Annotated in this window: 17 protein-coding genes; 10 read left to right on the top strand and 7 right to left on the bottom strand. The window is 71.2% G+C overall.

Annotation, left to right across the window (positions count from 1 at the left end; translation table 11 throughout):
- Positions 1-2 precede the first annotated feature (2 nt).
- Positions 3-2,048: a prolyl oligopeptidase family serine peptidase gene (locus tag EV193_RS31030; RefSeq protein WP_130348513.1), complete on the bottom strand. Its 2,046-nt coding sequence runs from the start codon at positions 2,046-2,048 to the stop codon at positions 3-5.
- A 42-nt stretch (positions 2,049-2,090) separates the two neighbouring features.
- Between EV193_RS31030 and EV193_RS31035 the strand changes: the two genes are divergently transcribed.
- The 3 genes from EV193_RS31035 (at position 2,091) to EV193_RS31045 (ending at position 5,452) form a co-directional block, all read left to right on the top strand.
- On the top strand, positions 2,091-2,999 hold the full coding sequence (locus EV193_RS31035; RefSeq protein ID WP_130348514.1) for a TIGR03619 family F420-dependent LLM class oxidoreductase: 909 nt from the start codon (positions 2,091-2,093) through the stop codon (positions 2,997-2,999).
- Between the two features lie 298 nt (positions 3,000-3,297).
- Entirely contained in the window at positions 3,298-4,152 is an 855-nt protein-coding gene (locus EV193_RS31040; protein WP_423202252.1) for a M23 family metallopeptidase, read from the top strand.
- A 202-nt stretch (positions 4,153-4,354) separates the two neighbouring features.
- A complete protein-coding gene (locus tag EV193_RS31045) occupies positions 4,355-5,452 on the top strand; it encodes a DUF4192 domain-containing protein (RefSeq protein WP_165401567.1) in 1,098 nt (365 codons plus the stop codon).
- On the opposite strand, the gene galE is transcribed toward EV193_RS31045, so the two are convergent.
- The 3 genes from galE to EV193_RS31060 form a co-directional block, all read right to left on the bottom strand.
- On the bottom strand, positions 5,430-6,389 hold the full coding sequence (galE, locus tag EV193_RS31050; protein ID WP_130348516.1) for a UDP-glucose 4-epimerase GalE: 960 nt from the start codon (positions 6,387-6,389) through the stop codon (positions 5,430-5,432). The genes EV193_RS31045 and galE overlap by 23 nt on opposite strands.
- 72 nt (positions 6,390-6,461) lie before the next feature.
- Positions 6,462-7,652 carry a galactokinase gene (gene galK, locus EV193_RS31055; RefSeq protein WP_423202255.1) on the bottom strand — a complete coding sequence of 397 codons (1,191 nt, stop codon included), beginning with the start codon at positions 7,650-7,652 and terminating at the stop codon, positions 6,462-6,464.
- A gap of 38 nt (positions 7,653-7,690) precedes the next feature.
- On the bottom strand, positions 7,691-8,386 hold the full coding sequence (locus EV193_RS31060; protein ID WP_130348518.1) for an iron-dependent transcriptional repressor DtxR: 696 nt from the start codon (positions 8,384-8,386) through the stop codon (positions 7,691-7,693).
- Positions 8,387-8,480: 94 nt separating this feature from the next.
- Here EV193_RS31060 and EV193_RS31065 point away from each other — a divergent pair, with 94 nt between their 5' ends.
- Genes EV193_RS31065 through EV193_RS31075 form a run of 3 tightly spaced genes read left to right on the top strand, consistent with a single transcriptional unit; the run spans position 8,481 to position 13,285 of the window.
- Positions 8,481-9,356, top strand: coding sequence for a sulfurtransferase (locus EV193_RS31065; protein ID WP_242613791.1), 876 nt, complete (start codon positions 8,481-8,483; stop codon positions 9,354-9,356).
- Between the two features lie 29 nt (positions 9,357-9,385).
- Positions 9,386-10,561 (top strand): acetoin utilization protein AcuC, encoded by a 1,176-nt coding sequence (locus EV193_RS31070; protein ID WP_130348519.1) that lies wholly within the window; start codon positions 9,386-9,388, stop codon positions 10,559-10,561.
- A 21-nt stretch (positions 10,562-10,582) separates the two neighbouring features.
- Positions 10,583-13,285, top strand: coding sequence for a bifunctional acetate--CoA ligase family protein/GNAT family N-acetyltransferase (locus EV193_RS31075; protein ID WP_242613792.1), 2,703 nt, complete (start codon positions 10,583-10,585; stop codon positions 13,283-13,285).
- A 6-nt stretch (positions 13,286-13,291) separates the two neighbouring features.
- Here EV193_RS31075 and EV193_RS31080 read toward each other — a convergent pair whose 3' ends face one another.
- Entirely contained in the window at positions 13,292-13,552 is a 261-nt protein-coding gene (locus tag EV193_RS31080; RefSeq protein ID WP_130348520.1) for a YciI family protein, read from the bottom strand.
- A gap of 62 nt (positions 13,553-13,614) precedes the next feature.
- Between EV193_RS31080 and EV193_RS31085 the strand changes: the two genes are divergently transcribed.
- From EV193_RS31085 to EV193_RS31095, 3 genes are all read left to right on the top strand, one after another.
- On the top strand, positions 13,615-14,085 hold the full coding sequence (locus EV193_RS31085; RefSeq protein ID WP_130348521.1) for a hypothetical protein: 471 nt from the start codon (positions 13,615-13,617) through the stop codon (positions 14,083-14,085).
- Positions 14,086-14,195: 110 nt separating this feature from the next.
- Positions 14,196-14,756, top strand: coding sequence for a hypothetical protein (locus tag EV193_RS31090; protein ID WP_130348522.1), 561 nt, complete (start codon positions 14,196-14,198; stop codon positions 14,754-14,756).
- Between the two features lie 449 nt (positions 14,757-15,205).
- The gene (locus EV193_RS31095; protein ID WP_207222877.1) at positions 15,206-16,072 is read left to right on the top strand and encodes a M23 family metallopeptidase; all 867 of its coding nucleotides are present in this window, start codon (positions 15,206-15,208) and stop codon (positions 16,070-16,072) included.
- A gap of 9 nt (positions 16,073-16,081) precedes the next feature.
- On the opposite strand, the gene EV193_RS31100 is transcribed toward EV193_RS31095, so the two are convergent.
- Positions 16,082-17,746: a fumarate hydratase gene (locus tag EV193_RS31100; protein WP_278044234.1), complete on the bottom strand. Its 1,665-nt coding sequence runs from the start codon at positions 17,744-17,746 to the stop codon at positions 16,082-16,084.
- Between the two features lie 57 nt (positions 17,747-17,803).
- Entirely contained in the window at positions 17,804-19,531 is a 1,728-nt protein-coding gene (locus EV193_RS31105; protein WP_130348524.1) for a putative alpha/beta hydrolase, read from the bottom strand.
- A gap of 247 nt (positions 19,532-19,778) precedes the next feature.
- Between EV193_RS31105 and EV193_RS31110 the strand changes: the two genes are divergently transcribed.
- Positions 19,779-20,132, top strand: a complete 354-nt coding sequence (locus EV193_RS31110; protein ID WP_130348525.1) for a hypothetical protein — start codon at positions 19,779-19,781, stop codon at positions 20,130-20,132.
- Positions 20,133-20,374 lie beyond the last annotated feature (242 nt).

Genomic DNA, 20,374 nt, shown 5'->3' on the forward strand with positions numbered 1-20,374 from the left:
GGTCAGTCCACAGTGGACTGGCCCCCGCTGTCGTCGCTGAGCTGCTGCCAGAGGAACTCCAGCACCAGTGCCCACTTGAAGGCGAGCTGCGCGTTGTCGGCCGCGGCGCCGTGCCCGCCCTCGATGTTCTCGTAGTACCGCACCGCGTGCCCCAACTCGCGCATCCTGGCCACCATCTTGCGCGCGTGACCGGGGTGCACCCGGTCGTCCCTCGTCGACGTGGCGAACAGGGTCGGCGGGTACGTCCGTCCACTCTGGACACTGTCGAGGTTGTGATACGGCGAGAACTCACGCATGAACTCCCAGTCCTCGCCGTCCGGGTCGCCGTACTCGGCCATCCAGGACGCGCCGGCGAGCAGCCGGTGGTAGCGACGCATGTCCAGCAGCGGCACCTGGCTCACCACCGCGCCGAACAGCTCCGGATACCTGGTCAGCATCACGCCGGTGAGCAGCCCGCCGTTGCTGCCGCCCTCGATGCCCAGCCGCTCCGGCGCGGCGACCCCGCGTGCGGCGAGATCCCGTGCCACGGCGGCGAAATCGGCGTACACGTGCCGCCGGTTCTCCCGGATCGCGCCGTTGTGCCACTCCGGCCCGTACTCGCCGCCGCCCCGGATGTTGGCCACCACGTACGTGCCGCCGCGGGCCAGCCAGCCGCGCCCCATCACCCCGCTGTACCGGGGCGTGAGCGACACCTCGAACCCGCCGTACCCGGTCAGCAGCACCGGCCCGGTGCCGGAATTTCGCCGCGCCACGACGAAGTACGGCACCCGCGTGCCGTCCTCGGAGATCGCGAAGTGCTGGGTCACGTCCAGGCCCGTCGCGTCGAAGTACGCCGGGGCCTGCTTGATCGTGTCCACAGTGGACTCACCGTCGAGCGCGCCGTGCCGCAGCGCCGTCGGCTGCGCGTACCCGGACACGTCCACGAACACCTCGTCGCTGTCCGGGTCGGTGGCCACCACGTTCGCGGTGACCGTGGCGCCGATCCCGCCGAGCGGGCGCCCGCGCCAGCCGTCGTCCGGGTCGAGCACCCACAACGCGGTGCGCACGTCGGTCAACGTGTTCAGCAGCAGGCGATTCCTGGTCCAGGTGTAGTCCTCCAGCGAGGTCCGCTCGTCCGGCTCGAACACCGCCAGCAGCGACCGCTCGCCGGCCATGAAGTCGTCGAACCGCGCCGCCAGCAGCGAACCGCCCGCGTGGGTGGTGCCGCCGATCGTCCACGGCGTGCGCAGCCGGACGAGCAGCCAGTCGCGGTGCACCCCCGCCTCGGCGTCGTCCGGCACCTCCAGGCGGCGCAGCCCGTCGGGGGTGCGCAGGAACTTCTCGGTGCGGTAGAAGTCGATGCTCCGGGCGACGAAGTCCCGCTCGTAGCCGGGCGTCGGGTCGTGGTAGCCGTACACCGCGACGTCGTCCGGCTTGCCCTCGAAGACCGTGACCGCCTCGTCCAGCCGGGTGCCGCGGCGCCACTCCTTCACGATCCGCGGGTACCCGGAGGTGGTCAGCGCGCCGGGGCCGAAGTCGGTGCCGACGTACACCCGGTCCGCGTCGATCCACCCGACGCTGCTCTTCGCCTCGGGCAGCGCGAACCCGCCGTCGGTGAAGGTGAGCGTCTCCAGGTCGAACTCGCGCACCACGGTCGCGTCCGCGCCGCCACGGGACAGCTCGACCAGGGCCAGCCGGTGCCCGGGCCGCAGCACCTGCGCGCCCTCCCACACCCAGTTCTCGCCCTCCTGCTCGGCGAGCGCGTCCACGTCGATCAAAACCGTCCACTGTGGACGATCGCGGCGGTACTCGTCGAGCGTGGTGCGCCGCCACAGCCCGCGCGGGTGCGCGGCGTCGGTCCAGAAGTTGTAGAGGAACTCGCCGCGCCTGCGCACGTACGGGATGCGGTCCTCGGCGTCGAGCACTTCACGCAACTGGTCGCGCAACCGGGTGAACTCGTCGGTGGCGGCGATCTCCGCGACGGTCTCCTCGTTGCGGGCCCGCACCCAGGTGAGTGCCTCCTCGCCGGTGACGTCTTCCAACCACTCGTGCTCATCGTGCTCCTCCATGGCGTCCAGCCTGCCAGCAGTCGCCCGCGTAGGGTCGCGGGCGTGGAGATCGGATTCGCCGTCCCGCTTTCCGGCTCGTGGGCGAGGCCGGAGAACGTGGTGCACGTCGCCCGTCGCGCCGAGGAATTGGGCTACTCCACGCTGTGGACGTTCCAGCGGCTGCTGTCCCCGCCGGACGGACACTGGGGCGAGACGTACCGCAGCGTGCTGGACCCGATCGCGGTGACGGCGTTCCTCGCCGCGCACACCTCGCGGGTCCGGATCGGCATCGCCGTGCTGAACATGCCGTTCGTCACGCCGGCGGTACTCGCCAAGCAACTGTCCACAGTGGACATTCTGTGCGGCGGGCGGCTGGACGTCGGACTCGGCAACGGCTGGGCGGACGAGGAGTACGCGGCGACCGGCGCGGACCCGGGCGGCCGCGGCCGGCGGGCCGACGAGTACATCCCGCTGCTGCGCGCGCTGTGGACCGACGACGTGATCGACCACGACGGCGAGTTCTACCGGGTGCCGGCGACCACCATGGACCCCAAGCCGGCCCGGCCGGGTGGCCCGCCGATCCTGCTGGGCGGCGCGGCCGAGCCCGCGCTGCGGCGAGCCGGGCGGCTGTGCGACGGCTGGGTCAGCAGCAGCCGGGCCGACCTCGGCACGATCGGCGACTCGGTGCGCACGGTCCGCGCGGCCGCCGAGGAGGCCGGGCGGGATCCGGACGCGCTGCGGTTCGTGTGCCGCGGCTCGGTGAAGGTGCGGCCGGCGGGTGCGCCCGACCGCCGGCCGTTGACCGGCGGCGTCGAGGAGATCCTGTCGGACTTCGCGGCGCTGGCCGAGCAGGGGATCACCGAGCTGTTCGTGGACCTGAACTTCGATCAGGAGATCGGCTCCCCGGACGCCGACGCGACCGCGTCGATGGTGCGCGCCGAGGAGGCGCTGGAGGCGTTCGCCCCGCGCTGACCCGTTCGGTGCATCGCTACCCACCCGCGCGGGTCGGGGCCTCCCCCGCGAATCCAAGCCCTGCTGCGCGGGGCCGGCGCGGCGCCTCGCTGCGTTGTCGGACAAGGCAAGTACAACACCCGGTACGAGCCTTGCCCTCCGCCTTGCGCGGCATCCACGCCGTTCCCCGCTCGCGACGGGCGGGATCCACGGGGCAGGCCCTTGGGTGATTTGTTCGCTCACAAGACGCTAAGAAGATCTTCCACTGTCGTGGCGCGCCGTGGTCGGATCACCACACTCTCGTCGAGGAGGTGGCAGATTGACCAGGTTACGACTCGCCATCGGCGTGCTGGTCGCGACGGTGGCGTCGACTGTTGTGCTGGTTCTCACCGCCGGGGAGGCGTCGGCGGCACCCAGCTTCCAGATGCCGTTCCCGTGCGGGCAGGTGTGGGAGGGACAGACCAGGTCGGGGCACAGCCCGGCCAACGCGGTGGACTTCAACCGCGCCGGTGACGACGGCGACCCGGTACTGGCCTCGGCGGCCGGTCGGGTGTCCAGGGTGGAGAACGAGGGCGACACGAGCTACGGCCGCTGGATCGAGATCGACCACGGCAGCGGCTGGCGCACCAGGTACGCGCACCTGTCCCAGCAGCGGGTCGGCGTCGGGCAGAACGTCGCGCGGGGCGCGCTGATCGGCAACGTGGGCAACACCGGCGGATCGAGCGGCGCCCACCTGCACTTCGAGGAGATCCTCAACGGCAGTGCCGTGAAGATCAAGTTCAACGGCGCGCAGATCTTCTACTGGGGCACGCGCAACTACACCAGCCAGAACTGCGGCGGCGGCAGCACGAATCCCTATACGCCGCAGGAGGTCTGCGGCAGTGGCTTCAGCGTGATCGACGAGGCCGCACTCGGTGACGCCGGCCGGGCGTACCTGCTCTACAACGGTTCGAGCGGGACCAACTGCGTCGCCACGATCAAGAGCAAGTCGATCGGGTCGGAGTCGGCGGTGTCCGCGTTCCTCGAGGTCCAGGGCGGAGCGAGGACGACGGACAGCGGCTCGTTCAAGTACTACGCCGGGCCGGTGAGGAAAGCCGCCGAGCGCAAGTGCGTGAAGTGGGGCGGATCGGCCGGATCGGCGTCCTACACCAGCCCGTTCGAGCACTGTGATTGACCGACGGCGCTGATCGCGAAGACCGGGGTGCGGTGACCCGCCCGGTTCGACCGTCCATCGTGGACGGACGAGCCGGGCGGTTCGTTATCCGACGCTTCCGTTGTCCGCAAGGGATTTTCGGCGAGTTATCCACATGGTCCGTGTTGTCCACAGATTCGTGGACGGCCTCCCGCGCCGCGTCCGGCGGGGACACAGTGGCCTCATGACGACTTCCCCCGCGGCCCCAGCGCCGCCGACGACAACACCGACCACAGCACCCGAACCTCAGCTCAGCTTCACCGAACCCGGCGAGCTGATCGCGGCCGTGCCGCACCTACTCGGGTTCACCCCGTCCGATTCGATCGTGTTGATCACGCTCACCGGGCCCGACCTGACCATGATCGGCGCGACCCTGCGCGCCGACCTGCCACCGCCCGATCAGGTGCCCGCGATGGCCCGGCGGCTGCTCGTGCCGGTCCTGCGGCACGACACGACGGCCACCGTGCTGATGGTGGTCGGCGGTGCTCTGCAAGACGAATCGGGCCCGCCGCACCGGGATCTCGTGGACGCCGTCGCCGACGAACTCGCCGAGGGCGGCGTGGCGGTCGCGTGGGCGCTGTGGGTGGCCGCGATCGAGGACGGCGCGCCCTGGCGGTCCTACGGCGAGGAGCAGGGCGGAGGCGTCGTGCCGGATCCGTCGGCCTCCGGAATGGCGCACCTGGCCACGGCGTCCGGCATCGTCACCTACCCCAGCCGCGACGAACTGGCCGCCACCGTGGCACCCGACCCGCCGGTGCTGCTCGCCGAGCGGGCTGAGGCGGTCGATGCGCATGCCGCCGATGCCGCCGGTGACGTCGAATCCGAGGCACGGGGTGTCCGCCTGATGCGTGACACGGTGCGCCGCGCCGCATTGGATGTCGGACGGGGCCCGCTCGAACTGGACGAGGACACCGTTGTGCGGCTGGCCGTCGCCCTGTCGTATCCGCGGGTGCGGGACGTGTGCCTGCGGCTCGCCGGGCAACCGGAGCCGATCGCGGCCGAGCGGGTGTGGGCGGCGCTGACCAGGGCGATCCCGCCGCCGTGGTGTTCCGAGGCCGCGCTCCTGCTCGCGATCACCGCGTACCTGCGGGGAGACGGCGCACTCGCCGGCATGGCGGTCGACCGTGCGCTCGAGGCCGACGAGGCGCACCCGCTCGCCGGGCTGGTGCGGTGGGCGCTGAACCTGTCGATGCGGCCGGACCAGTTGCGCCGGCTCGTCGAACGCAGCTACGCGCTGGCCGAGCGGTCCGATGCGGCGACTACGCCTGACGGGAGCGGGTGAACTCCCATGCGTCGCGCACGATGGTGGCGAGATCGAGCGTGCTGGGCTTCCAGCCGAGCTCCACACGGGCGCGCTCACTGGAGGCGACCAGGGTCGCCGGATCGCCCGCGCGTCGCCCGGCCACCTCCGCCGGGATCGGGTGGCCGGTCACCTCGCGGCAGGCGTCGATCACCTGGCGGACCGAGAACCCGGTGCCGTTGCCCAGGTTGTAGACCTGGTGCTCGCCCGCGGTGGCGTGCTCCAGCGCGAGCAGGTGCGCGTCCGCCAGATCGGTGACGTGGATGTAGTCGCGCACGCACGTGCCGTCCTCGGTCGGCCAGTCGTCGCCGTACATCTGCACCTGCTGGCGCCGGCCGAGTGCCACCTGCAGCACGATCGGGATCAGGTGGGTCTCGACGGTGTGCCGCTCGCCGAACCGCCCGTGGGCGCCGGCCACGTTGAAGTAGCGCAGGCTGACCGCGGCGAGCCCGTGCGCCGCAGCGTAGCCGCTGATCGCCAGGTCGATGGCGAGCTTGGTGGCGCCGTAGGTGTTCGTCGGGCGGGTGAGCGCCGTCTCCGGGATCGGCGACGACTCCGGCTCGCCGTAGGTCGCCGCCGTGGAGGAGAACACCAGTCGCGGCACGCCGTGCTCGCGCATGGCGTCGAGGAGGCGGACGGAGGTGATCACGTTGCCGTGCCAGTACTTGGACGGGTCCTGCATGGACTCGCCGACCAGTGACTTGGCGGCGAAGTGAAGCACGCCGTCGAAGCCCTCGGCGAGCAGCGAGCCGGCGACGTCGCCGACATCGGCCTGCACGAACCGGCAGCCGTCGGGCACGGCGTCCGCGTGCCCGGTGGACAGGTCGTCGAGCACGGTCACCTCGTGACCGGACTCGACCAGCCGTGCCGCGCAGACACTGCCGATGTAGCCGGCGCCGCCGGTGACGAGCAGCTTCACGTTGACCGTCTCCTCGTGATCGGGTGGTGCGGGGCGGAGGTTACGCCATGTCGGGTGAGCCGATAGGGGCCGCTACTCGTCCCGTCGCGCGCCGGCCGACGGCACCGCGGTGAACAGTCGCGGCGCGGTGAACCTGCGCTCCGCGAACGCCGAGGTGACAGCGCGCCGCACGGTCGTGCGTTCGGTGGACGGCACCAGCGCGATCGCCGAGCCGCCGAACCCGCCGCCGGTCATCCTGGCGCCGAGCGCACCCGAGGCGAGTGCCGCGTCGACCGCGGTGTCCAACTCGTCGCAGGAGATCCGGTAGTCGTCCCGCATGCTCGTGTGAGAGGAGGTGAGCAGATCGCCGATTCGCGTGGACCCGTTGTGCCGCAACAGGTCCACGGTCCGCAGCACGCGATCGTTCTCGGTCACGACGTGCCGCACCAGCGGGCGGAGCTCGTCGGGGAGCCGGTCGAGTACGGCGTCCAGCTCGTCGAGTTCGACATCACGCAGAGCCGGCCGGCCAAGCAGCGCGGCGGCGCGCTCGCAGCCGCGGCGGCGCACGCCGTACTCGGAGTCGGCCAACGAGTGGTGGGCCCTGGTGTCGATCACGAGGATCTCCAGCCCGTGGTCGGCGATGTCGAACGCCACCTGCTCGGCAACACCGGTGCGCACGTCGAAGAACAGCACGTTGCCCGCGGTGCAACGCAACGACGCGGTCTGGTCGAGCAACCCCGTTGGGGCGCCGACGAAGTCGTTCTCCGACCGCTGCACCCACAGCGCGACCTCGTCGCGGCCGGGGGCGTCGGTCCCGTTCGCGGTGTCAGAGTCCAGCTCGACACCGGCCACTCCGAGCAACGCCAGCGACGCGGCGCACTGCAACGCGTGAGAGGAGGAGAGTCCGGCGCCGGACGGCACGTCCGAGGCGACGAACAGGTCGGCGCCACCGGGGTAGCCGCGATCGCGGAGCACCCAGGCCACACCGGCCAGGTAGCCGGGCCACCCGGTGACCGATCCAGGGGCGAGGCCGGCGATCTCGAACGGGTCGGCGGTCTGCGTCCGGTCGTCGTCGCCGAGGGTGGTGACGGTGAGCCTGCCGTCCTCGCGGGGCGCGGCGGCCACGGCGGTGCGGTGCGGTAGGGCGAACGGCAGTACGTAGCCGTCGTTGTAGTCGGTGTGCTCGCCGATCAGGTTCACCCTGCCCGGCGCTGACCACACGCCGAGCGGAGCGCGGCCGTGCAGTTCCTTGAACCCGGTGATCGCGCGCTCCGACGAGCCCAGGCGCGTCTGACCGTTGCCTGAGCGGGACATCCGTGGTGTCACTGCGGACGTGCGAGCACGGCGTGCAGCACCAGGGGAGCGACGTCCACGGTGCGCCCGCTGCCGCTCACCTCGACCGCGTTGCCGTCGCCCCTGGACGGTCCCACGTGGACGGTGCGCCCCGGTGCCATGCCGACCGAGTGCAGCTCGGCCATCAGGTCCGGGTCCATCTGCACGTGCTCGGCGATCCGGCGCACCTCGACCTTGCCGCCGCCGCGGCGGGCCACGTCGTCCAGCCGGACCAGGTCGGACTCCACCGGCGGGGCCGGCTCGCCCTCGCCCAGCTTGTCCAGGCCGGGGATCGGGTTGCCGTACGGCGACGTCCTGGGGTGCCCGAGCAGGTTGACGAGCTTGCGCTCGACCGCCTCGCTCATCACGTGCTCCCACCGACACGCCTCGCTGTGCACGTACTCCCACTCCAGGCCGATCACGTCGACCAGCAGGCGCTCGGCGAGACGGTGCTTGCGCATCACGGCGATGGCGATGTCCCGCCCGTGGTCGGTCAGCTCCAAGTGCCGGTCGCCGGCGACGATGACGAGCCCGTCGCGCTCCATCCGGCCGACGGTCTGGCTCACCGTCGGGCCGCTCTGGTTCAGGCGCTCGGCGATCCGTGCACGCAGCGGGACGACGCCCTCCTCCTCCAGCTCGTAGATCGTGCGGAGGTACATCTCGGTGGTGTCGATGAGCTCGTTCACGCGCGTTCCTTCCGTTGTCCGCCATGGTAGTAGGACCCGCCGACATCCGTGCGGCACCGAGCACGGACGGCCGTGACCCTGAAAGGATGGCCCAGTGCCAGATCCGACCACGCCCCTGGTCTCCCCGTTGGTCTCTCCGGACGACGTCGCGGCGGCGCTGGACGGCGGTACACCACCCGTTCTGCTCGACATCCGCTGGCGGCTCGGCGGTCCACCTGGAATAGACGAATACCGCGCCGGACACATTCCCGGCGCGGTGTACCTCGACCTGGACACCCAGCTCGCCGCCCCGCCCGGCGCCGGCGGCCGTCACCCGCTCCCGGATCCCGGTGCGCTGCAAGAGGTTCTGCGGGACGCGGGCGTGCGGTCCGGCTCCTCGGTCGTGGCCTACGACGCGGACAACGGCAGCGTCGCCGCCCGCGCGTGGTGGCAGCTGCGCTGGGCCGGCCACCGCGCCGTCTCGGTACTCGACGGCGGCTACGCGGCGTGGGTGGCCGCCGGCCGCCCGACGAGCACCGCCGTCCCGACGCCCGAACCGGGTGACATCGAGGTGCGGCCGGGCGGGATGCCGGTACTCGACGCCGACCAGGCCGCCACACTCGCCAGGACCGGAGTTCTCCTCGACGCCCGCGCGCCGGAGCGGTACCGGGGCGAGGTCGAGCCGATCGACCCGAGGGCCGGCCACGTGCCCGGCGCGCGCAACGCCCCGTTCGCCGGCCACCTCGACGCGTCCGGCCGGTGGCACGCTCCCGCCGCGCTGGCCGAGCGGTTCGCCGGCATCGGCGTCCGCACCGGCGAACCCGTCGGCGCGTACTGCGGCTCCGGCGTCACCGCGGCCTCGGTGGTCCTGGCACTCGAGGCGTCCGGTGTGACCAGCGTGGACGAGCCGGCCGCGCTGTACGCCGGATCGTGGTCGCAGTGGTGCGCCGACCCGGACCGCCCGGCCGCCACGGGTGATCAGCCGGGCTGAGCTTCGTCGAGGGAGCTAGGGTCCCTGGCATGGGAAGTTCGGCCGCAGTCGTGTGGGACCCCGCCATGCTCGCCTACGACCTCGGCGGCGATCACCCGTTCAATCCGATCCGGCTGGAACTCACCATGCGGCTCGCCACCGCGCTCGGCGTCCTCGACGGCGTCGAGCAGCTCAAGCCCGAACCCGCGGCCGAGGCGGAGATCGAACGCATCCACGACGTCGGTTACGTAACGGCTGTTCGGGAGGCGCCGATGGCGAGCTGGGACGTCGGCCACGGGCTCGGCACCGCGGACAACCCGGTGTTCGCCCGCATGCACGAGGCCTCCTCGCTGGTGGTCGGCGCGTCCCTGCTCGCCGCCGAGCGGATCGCCTCCGGCGCGGCCACCCGCGCGATCAACATCGCCGGCGGCCTGCACCACGCGATGCGCGATCACGCCGCCGGCTTCTGCGTGTACAACGACTGCGCGGTCGCGATCTCCTGGCTGCTGGACCACGGCGTCGAGCGGGTCGCCTACGTGGACGTCGACGTGCACCACGGCGACGGCGTGCAGGCCGCGTTCTACGACGACCCGAGGGTGCTCACGATCTCGCTGCACCAGAACCCGATGACGCTGTGGCCGGGCACCGGCTCGCCGATGGAGCTCGGCGGCCGCGACGCCCAGGGCACCGCGGTGAACCTGGCGCTCCCGCCGCTCACCCGTGACGCGGCGTGGCTGCGCGCCTTCCACGCGGTGGTGCCGTCGCTACTCGGCGCGTTCCGGCCCGACGTGCTGGTCACCCAGTGCGGGGTGGACACGCACACCGAGGACCCGCTGGCCGAGCTGTCCCTGTCGGTCGACGGCCACCGGGCCACCTACCAGGCGCTGCGGGCGCTCGCCGAGGAGCACGCCGGCGGACGGTGGCTCGCGCTGGGCGGCGGCGGGTACCAGTTGCTGCGCGTGGTGCCCCGGTCCTGGACCCACCTGCTGGCCACCGTGCTCGACCGGGACGTCGCCCCGGAGACCGCGCTGCCCGCCGAGTGGACCTCGACGGTGCGCGAGCTCGCCCCCAACGCCCGGCTGCCACTGTCCATGTCGGACGGTGAGCCGGCCGGGTTCGAGCCGTGGGGCGGCGGCCGCGCGGAACCGGTGGACAACGCGATCATGGACACCCGCAACGCCGTGTTTCCCTTGCACGGCTTGGATCCCGAGGATCCCAGAGACTAGCCAGGCCGAGGAGTGTCTACTGTGGACGGTTCGCCGACCGGTTCGACAGGCAGGGATCCGTACGACTACCCGAAGAGCTGGGAGGCCGACGTCGTCCTGTCCGACGGCGGCACCGTCCACATGCGACCGATCGTGCCGGACGACGCGGACGCGCTGGTCGCCTTCCACGGCCGGCTGTCCGACCGCACCCGCTACCTGCGCTACTTCGGCCCGTACCCGAGGATCCCGCCGCGCGACCTGGCCCGGTTCAGCACCGTCGACCACCACGACCGGGTCGCGTTCGTGGCGATGCTCGGCGAGGACATCGTCGGCGTCGGCCGGTACGAGCGGCTCGACGGCGGTGACCATGCCGAGGTGGCGTTCGTGATCGAGGACGCGCACCAGAACCGCGGCCTCGGCTCGATCCTGCTGGAGCACCTGGCGGCGGCCGCGCGGGAGAGCGGGCTGCGCCGGTTCGAGGCGGAGGTGCTCGGCGAGAACACGCAGATGGTGCGGGTGTTCCGGGAGGCCGGCTACCGGGTGCACCGCGAGTTCGAGGGCGGCGTGCTGCACCTGGAGTTCGACATCGATCCCACCGAGGAGTCGGTCGCCGTCGCGCACGCGCGCGAGCAGGCGGCCGAGGCGCGCAGCGTGCACAACCTGCTGCACCCGCGCTCGGTGGCGGTGATCGGCGCGTCCACCGACCCGAGGAAGGTCGGCTACGCCGTGCTCGGCAACCTGCTGGCGGCCAACTTCAACGGACCGGTGTACCCGGTCAACTCCGAGCATCGGTCGGTGCGCGGGGTGCGCGCCTACCCGTCCGTGCTGGACATCCCGGACCAGGTGGACCTCGCCGTGGTCGCGGTCCCGGCGTCCAATGTGGACAACGTGATGCGGGACTGTCTGGCCAAGGGCGTGAAGACGCTCGTGGTGGTCTCCTCGGGCTTCGGGGAGACCGGGCCGGACGGCAAGGGCGCCGAGCGGCGGATCGCCGAAGCGGCGCGCTCGCACGGCATGCGGATGGTCGGGCCGAACGCGCTGGGCGTCGCGAACACCTCGGCCAACGTCCGGCTCAACGCGACACTCGCGCCTCGCCTGCCACCGCGCGGGCGCACCGGGTTCTTCTGCCAGTCCGGCGCGCTGGGCATCGCGATCCTGGCCGACGCGGGCGCGCGCGGGCTGGGCCTGTCCACGTTCGTCTCCGCCGGCAACCGCGCGGACGTGTCCGGCAACGACCTGCTGCAGTACTGGGAGACCGACCCGGCCACCGACGTGGTGCTGCTCTATCTGGAGTCGTTCGGCAACCCGCGCAAGTTCGGCAGGCTCGCGCGCCGGCTGTCCCGGAGCAAGCCGGTGGTCGCGGTCCGGTCCGGCCGGCACGCCGTGCTGCCGGCGCTCGCGGCCAACTCGGTGCGGCTGGACGACGCGAGCGAGCAGGCGCTGTTCGAACAGGCCGGCGTGATCCGGGTGGAGTCGCTCGGGCAGATGTTCGACGCCGCACTGCTGCTGGCCAACCAGCCGCTGCCGGCCGGGCAGCGGGTCGCGGTGGTGGGCAACTCCTCGGCGATCGGCGTGCTGGCCGCGGACACGGCGCTCGCCCAGGGCCTCGAACTGGCCGGCGATCCGGTGGACGTCGGCGCGGACGCCGGGCCGCAGTCGTTCGCGTCCGCCGTGCGCACCGCGCTCAAACGGTCCGATGTGGACGCGCTGATCGTGGTGTTCGTGCCGCCGCTGGCGATCCCCGGCGCGGCGTACGCGCGGGCGCTGCGCGACGTGCTCGCCGAGGCCGATGTGGCCAAGCCCGTGGTGTCGACTTTCCTTGCGGTGGAAGGGATCCCGGACGAGCTGGCGGTGCCCGGCCCGGGCGGCGCACCTGGTCGGGGATCGATCCCGTCCTATCCCAGTCCGGAGCGCGCGGCGCTGGCGCTGGCCAGGGTTGTGCGCTACGCCCGCTGGCGGACCCAGCCGCAGGGCCGGCTCGCCCGCCCGGACGGCATCCGCGCCGAGGACGCACGGTCCATTGTGGACACCGCACTGTCTCGTGTGGACGGTCAAGACGCGTCGCTGGACGACGGCGAGGTGATCGCGCTGCTCGACTGCTACGGCATCGAGTTGGTGGCGCTGCGCCGGGTGGCCACTGCGGACGAGGCGGCCGTGGCCGCGACGGAACTCGGGTTCCCGGTCGTGGTGAAGGCGGCCACCGCGCCGCTGCGCCACCCGACCGGGCTGGTCGGCGTGCGGCTGGACCTCGCCAGCGAGGACGCGGTGCGCGAGGCGTTCCACGACATCCAGACGGAGTTCGCCGGCGACGACGTGGTGTACGTGCAGCGGTTGGCACCGCGCGGGACGTCGTGCGCGATCGGCCTGCAGGACGACCCGTCGTTCGGCACCCTGGTGTCGTTCGGGCTGTCCGGGGTGATCAGCGACCTGCTCGGCGACGAGTCCTACCGCGCGGTGCCGCTGACCGACGTGGACGCCGCCTCACTGGTGCGCGCGCCGAGAGCCGCGCCGCTGCTGGCCGGCTACGGCGGTGACGAGCCGGCCGACCTGGCCGCGCTGGAGCACCTGGTGCTGCGGGTGTCGGCGCTGGCCGACGACCTGCCCGAGGTGCGCACGATGCGGCTGGAGCCGGTGCTGGCGTCGGCCGTGGGCGTGTACGTCACCGGCGGCCGGATCACCGTCGGCCCGCCGCCGTCCCGGCACGACACCGGGCCGCGGCGGCTGCGGCCCACCCCGGTCGGCTGAACTCCGTCAGTCGAACAGGGGAGTCCACTCCCGGACGCTGGCCACGGTCACGCCCGCCGTGGAGTAGTACACGTCGTCGGCCATGTGCGCCCGCACCTCGTCCTCCGTTTCGACGTCGAAAACGACCACCGCGCCGCTCCCGTCGGCGAACGGTCCCGCGTTCAGCACCTTGCCCTGTTCGCGCAGGTCGGAGAGCTTCTGCCGATGTGCCGGCCGGACGGCGAGACGCTCCGGGCTGTCGTCGAAGGAGAGTTCCACGATGTACATGCGGCGCACGATATCCGAATCAGCCGTGCAACCCGATCATGACCGGGGTCCGTCCTCTGGACATGAACCGCCTAGGAACCGCTGTTGGTGCGGGGCTCCTGCTGATCCTGGGAGCCGCGTGCGCCAACCCGCAAGAAGACAAGCCGGCGAACCAGCCGGGAAGCCCGAATCCGACGCAGACCGCGCCACCGCCCGTTGGGCAGCCAGGTGTACCGCCGCCCGCGGCGAACACGCCGGTGCCACCGGAGAAGCTGGACACCAGCGCGCTGCCCAAGGGGTTCAAGGCGACCGTGTCTCGCGACGCCGACGGCCGCAGCATCCTTCTCGTCGGACGAGAGGGTGGCTGCAGCCGGGCGAGCGCCGAGGTGGCCGAACAGAACCAGGCACGGGTCGTGATCAAGCTCGTGGAGACCACGCCGAAGGACGCGAAGGCCTGCACGATGGACATTCGCTACCCGAAGTTGAACGCCACCCTGGCCGAGCCGCTCGGTGAGCGCACGATCGCTCTGATCCCGGAGCGGCGCACGGTCTGACCAGACTCTCCTCCCACGGTGCCCCGGTTGGTTGCCCTCGCCGGCCGGGGCACCGGCCTGTCCTGAGCTGATCGTGCAACCTCGCGGGGGCGCTGTACCGTCCCTGTGTCATGAGGACCGTGCTCGTGCCCGCCGGCGTCGTCGCCGCATTGGTACTGCTGACCGCCTGCGGTGACCGCCCGGAACTCGCGCGGCCCGGCGAGGAGTCGTCGGCGCCGCCGAGCGCGAGTCAGACGCCGCCGAGTACGAGCACGCCGGCCCCGATTCCTCCCACGTCGCCTCCTCCTTCGCAGACTCAGCCGCAGCAGCCGCCGTCCGGCCCGCCGGTGACCAGGACGCCGGACGGGCATGTCGTGCCGCCCGGTGTGCGGGCGCTGCCGCGCGAGCAGGTCGACACGAGCACGCTGCCCGGCTACTACACCGAGCGCCAGGTGTGGGTGTTCGACGACGGCCGGTCGCTGCAGGTGTTCGCCATGGCCAGCACGCCGTGTGCCGGGGTGCGCGGGCGCGCGACCGAGTCCGGCAACACCGTTCGGGTGGTCCTGGAGTCGCTGAGCGCGCCGCAGGGCGGGACCGACGTCTGCGCCCAGGTAATCGAGCCGAAGCCGGTCGTGGTGCGCCTGCAGGCGCCGCTCGGTGACCGTGTGGTGTCGCTCCAGATCCCTGACTGACCCCGTGTCGGGGGTCACATTCACGCTGTGGCCTCGGTCACTCTCGGTGATGATCGACTGAGCCTGTCGATCTTCGCCGGTCTTGGTGCGTCCTGCCGTGACGCGCCCGCTCGGTGACCGAGTGATCGTTTTCGTCAGCCTTCGTGAACCCGTTGAGACGTAAGGAAAGTTCGCAAACTCGCCGTGATCAGGTTTGATCCGGCGATCTTCGTGTGCGAGCACTACGAACTCGCTGTTTCGTCAGAGACGTGCGCGGTCGGTCGTCGTTGCGCGAGAGAGGCGCGCATCACCCAGGTGGGTGGCGGTCCATGGTGACCCGTAGTTAGCGTCCCCGGTCGAACGTCACGTTCCGGTCACAGCGACCGGGTGGGTCGACGATGTGCGACCCGCCCGCCGGGATCCCCCGCCCGGCAGCCGAACCGGAGCTCCCCGAGACGGAAGGCACGAGCATGTCCGGCGAACCCGGTACCGATGACGGCCATAGACGGCCCCCGACACTCGCGGCGAAGCGCGCGAATGTCGGGGGAGGAGCGCACCGGCTGATCCGCCGCAAGCCGCACCGGCGCGTCGCGGCCGCCGCGGTGGCGGCCGGCGCCCTGGTCGGCGTCGGCTACCCGTTGACCGCGAACGCGATCGACCCGTCCGCACTGGCCGTCATGCGGCTGGCCAGCACGACCGACGCGCCGGCGACCGAGAGCGTGCCGGTGCCGGTCGAGCCCGCCCGGCCGGACGCCAGGGCCCAGGCGGCACAGTTGGAGGCGTCGGAGGCCCTGCGCCTGCAGATCAACGAGCGGGCCAGGGCGGCCGAGCAGGCACGACAGGCGGCGGTGGCCGCCGAACAGGCCAGGCTCGCCGCGGCGAAGGTCGCGGAGGAGCGCGCTCGCCAGCAGGCCGCCGCGAAGCCCGCGCCGGCGGTCCAGCAGTCGACCGGTCGCTACGCCCGCCCCGCCGTCGGCCGGTTCACCTCCGGCTTCGGCGGCCGGTGGGGCACCACCCACTACGGCGTGGACATCGCCAACTCGATCGGCACGCCGATCCTGGCCGCGGCGGCCGGCACGATCGAGGAGGCCGGCCCAGCCAGCGGCTTCGGCCTGTGGGTGCGCGTGCGGCACGAGGACGGCACCGTCACGGTGTACGGGCACGTCAACACGATCACCGTGTCCGAGGGCCAGCGGGTCCAGGCCGGCCAGCAGATCGCCACGATGGGCAACCGCGGTCAGTCGACCGGCCCGCACCTGCACTTCGAGGTGTGGCTGGACGGCGGCCGCAAGGTCAACCCGGTGCCGTGGCTGGCCGAGCGCGGAATCACGCTCTGACGGGTTTCGTCACTTCCGGAAGCTGATCTGGAGGGTCGGGGCCGAGGTGCCCGCGAAGAAGTCGTTGCCCTTGTCGTCGACGACGATGAACGCGGGGAAGTCCTCGACCTCGATCTTCCAGACCGCCTCCATACCCAGCTCCGGGTACTCCAGGACGTCCACCTTCTTGATGCAGTCCTTGGCCAGTCGCGCGGCCGGGCCGCCGATCGAGCCGAGGTAGAACCCGCCGTGCGACTCGCACGCGTCGGTCACCTGCTTGGAGCGGTTTCCCTTGGCCAGCATGACAAGTGAGCCGCCGGCCGCCTGGAACCGCTCGACGTAGGAGTCCATCCGGCCGGCCGTGGTCGGGCCGAACGAGCCGGACGCGTAGCCCTCCGGCGTCTTCGCCGGGCCGGCGTAGTACACGGGGTGGTCGCGCAGGTACTGGGGCATCGGCTCGCCGGCGTCCAGCCGCTCCAGGATCTTGGCGTGCGCGATGTCCCGCGCCACGATCAGCGGGCCGGTCAGTGACAGGCGGGTCTTGACGGGAAGTTTCGTCAGGGTCGCGCGGATCTCGTCCATCGGCCGGGTGAGGTCGATCTGGACGACCTCGTCGGACAGCTCCTCGCCCTCCACCTCCGGCAGGTAGCGCGCCGGGTCGCGCTCGAGCTGCTCGAGGAACACGCCGTCCGCGGTGATCTTCGCCTTGGCCTGACGGTCGGCCGAGCAGGAGACGGCCACGCCGACCGGGCAGGACGCGCCGTGCCGGGGGAGCCGGATCACCCGGACGTCGTGGCAGAAGTACTTGCCGCCGAACTGCGCGCCGATGCCGAACTGGCGGGTCATGTCGAGCACCTGCTGCTCGAGGTCCACGTCGCGGAACGCGTGGCCGAGCGGCGAGCCTTCGGTCGGCAGCGTGTCCAGGTAGCGGGCGGAGGCGAGCTTGGCGACCTTCAAGTTGTACTCGGCTGACATACCGCCGACCACGATCGCCAGGTGGTACGGGGGACAGGCGGCGGTGCCCAGGCCGCGCAGCTTCTCGTCCAGGAAAGACGCGAGCCGCTTGGGGTTCAGCACCGCCTTGGTCTCCTGGTAGAGGAACGTCTTGTTCGCGCTGCCGCCGCCCTTGGCCATGAACAGGAACTCGTAGGCCGGTTTGTCGCCCGGCTTGTGAAACAGCTCGATCTGGGCCGGCAGGTTGGTGCCGGTGTTCTTCTCGTCCCAGAATGTCACCGGTGCCATCTGCGAGTACCGCAGGTTCAGCTCGGCGTAGGCGTCGAAGATCCCCTTGGACAGCGCGCGCTCGTCCTCGCCGCCGGTGAGCACGGTCTCGGTGCGCTTGCCGAGCACGATCGCGGTGCCGGTGTCCTGGCACATCGGCAGCACGCCGCCGGCGGAGATGCAGGCGTTGCGGAGCAGGTCCATGGCCACGAACCGGTCGTTCGCGCTGGCCTCCGGGTCGTCCACGATCGCGCGGAGTTGCGCGAGGTGCGAGGGCCGCAGCAGGTGCTGGATGTCCTTGATCGCCTCACGCGCGAGCGCGGTCAGCGCACTCGGCTCGATCTCCAGGAACTTCCGGCCGGCCGCCTCGACCAGCTTCACGCCGTCCGGGGTCACGAGGCGGTACTCGGTGTGATGATCCGGCCCGAGCGGCAGGACGTCGGTGTAGGAGAACGTCGCGGTCACCGGGGGCACTCCTTGTCACGTGGTGGGATGCCGCAACGTTACCGCCCGCCGATCGGCCCGCTTGCCCTACCGGGGCCGGATGCGCGGGATGTCGGGACCGGTCGGCAGCGGATTGACCGGGCGGAAGGCGTCCGGGTCGCGGACCGGTATGGCCACGCCGTGCCCGGAGGCGATGCTGCCGATATTCCGCAGGGTGTTGTGCGAGTTGCTGTCGAAGTAGTTGCTGTGCGCGTCGGCGCCGGTGTTCTCGGATTCGGCGTCGAACACCCTGGCGCCGAAGTCCGGCGAGTTGGGATCCCCGCCGTGCCCGTTGAGCACCCTGCCGTTGTGCCTGATCCCGTCGTCGGTCTCGGCGCCCGAGTAGACGTGCCCGTCGTACTGGTCGGGGTAGTCCTCGACGGAGTTGATCCCGTCACCGGCACCGACGCTGCCCACCAGCACCAGGTCGTTCGCCTGCAGGTGGTGATCGTGCGCGGCGCGGGAGACCACGTTGCTGCCGTAGCTGTGCCCGATCGCCGTGATGTGCGGATCCTGACCGGACACCGCGGCGTTGGTGGCCCGGATGCCGGCCACGTCCCGAGCCAGGGCGCCGCCGGCGGCCCGCGAGATGTCCTCCTTCTGGACGTCGTAGTTTCCGGCCGGGCTCCGTTCGTTGTTCGGCGGGTCGTAGCCGAACCACGCGATCGTCGCGGTCGACTGGGTCGGGTCCAAGTTGTGCGTCGCGTTGTAGATCGCCGCGGCATGCCCCGAGAGCGACGAGGCGCTCGCGTTGGTGGTGTTGAGGCCGGGGACAAGGACGCTCACGTTGTTCGCGGTGTCGACGTTGCCGATGGCGATCGCGAACTTGGCGTCGTGGGGGAAGGCGTCTCGCTCGTAGGCGAGCAGTTGAACAGGTACGCCCTGCTTCTCGAATTGCGCGGTTCGCTTGTCGAGGGCGTCCTGAATCGAGATCGCGTTCGCCCGGACGCGCGGATCCGAGCTGTGGCTGCCCTCTTCGAGGGCGATCCGGTTCGCCTGGTCGCGAGCCACCGCGGAGACCCCATTGAGGTTGCCGATCGTGCGGTACTGGTGCCCAATCAGGTGGTCCTGGGTCGCCTTGTCCAGGCCCAGCCACCACGCCGCCACCGTCTTGGGGTTGGTGCCGGCGGGTGGGACCGGGACGTTCAGCGGGTTGCTGTTCGCGGTGTTGAGCCCGCTGGGCGGCGCGTATCCGAGCGTGGAAAGCGTCCGTTGCGCACCGGCCAGGCGGGTCTCATAGGTGGTGACCGCGGCGCGAACGGCAGTGCCAGCGTCACCGATCCTTCGCACCGCCTGCTGTTGGAACTGCCGCTCCAACCGCGCCCGCTCGATGTCGAACTCGGCCTGGCTGATTCCCGGAACGGCCCGCAGCCTGGCCACAGCGGCGTTGTAGGCGCGTGCGATGGCCGGCAGTTCCCCGCGTACCGCGACAATCGCCTTGTTCGCGTTGATCACGCCGGTTTGCAGGTCGTTGGAGATGCCGTTCAGCGTTGCCGCGATGGCGCGCATCGCGGTCTTACTGTTGCCGAGCAGCTGCTGGGTCTGCCGCGCCTCGCCCGGTTCGACGCCCTGGTTGTCCACGACATAGCCGCCCTTGGCCAGACTTGTCGCGCGCGTGCTCAGCACCCGCGCGTAGTCGGCGTCACCCGCGGCGTTAGCGAAGCTGCTCGCCAGATTCGCGATCTCCACCGGACTGCCGCGCAGCAGCTTTTGCTGTAGCGGCAACGGGTTCGGCGACGCCTGCGGAGCCAGCGCCGCCAAGCTGAAATCGACCATGGTTCTCCCGATCCCCCAATGACCGTCCACCGGTCAGACACCATGGGCCACGCCACAGTTTCCCGACGGCCGTCCGCCAGCAGCCTAGATCGGCCACCTTGCACGAACCTTTGCGTCCACCTCGTTGTCGTTCCAGCAGTTCAGGCCAAGGTTCTTGCAAGCCACCACCGATAGCGTGGATTCCGCAGGCGGACGATTCACTTGGTGCCTGCCAAACCTGGGAGGAAAAATGGGGAACCTACGCCGTTTGGCGGCCGCGTTGGGCACGATGGTCGCTCTCTCGGTAACCGTGCTGGCCGGCTCGGCAAACGCCCAACCGAACAATGCTCCCGAACGAGCCGATACACAGTCTCCGACTGTGACGGCGCGGTATGGGTGGTATTTGTACAGCCTGCCGAACTACCAGGGAAATCTTCTCTACTTGAATTTCGCCGTCTATTCGGGCTGCTACAACTTGCCGGGCGATCGGCACTCCGGTTGGAACAACACTGATCAGGCCCAGTACATCTGGACCGGTTACAACTGCTCGGGGGCGCGCAAGGAAGTCCGCCCCGGCTGGCGATTCGCCAACTCGACGGTACGGAGCATCTCGCACACCTAGTGCGCGGCTCTGACAACCCGTTCGGCCGTCTCTGCTCATGCGCGCAGCGTGTGAGCAGAGACACCCGCCGCCCCCGCGCTCGGAGCCACAGAACCCGCCCCAGAAGTGGGGACTCGCGGGTGCGTGGCGCGGGACTCGCGGGTGCAGGGCGCGGGACTCGCGGGTGCAGGGCGCGGGACTCGCGGGTGCAGGGCGCGGGACTCGCGGGTGCAGGGCGCGGGACTCGCGGGTGCAGGGCGCGG

The organism is Herbihabitans rhizosphaerae, from assembly GCF_004216555.1.
Taxonomy (GTDB): Bacteria; Actinomycetota; Actinomycetes; order Mycobacteriales; family Pseudonocardiaceae; genus Herbihabitans; species Herbihabitans rhizosphaerae.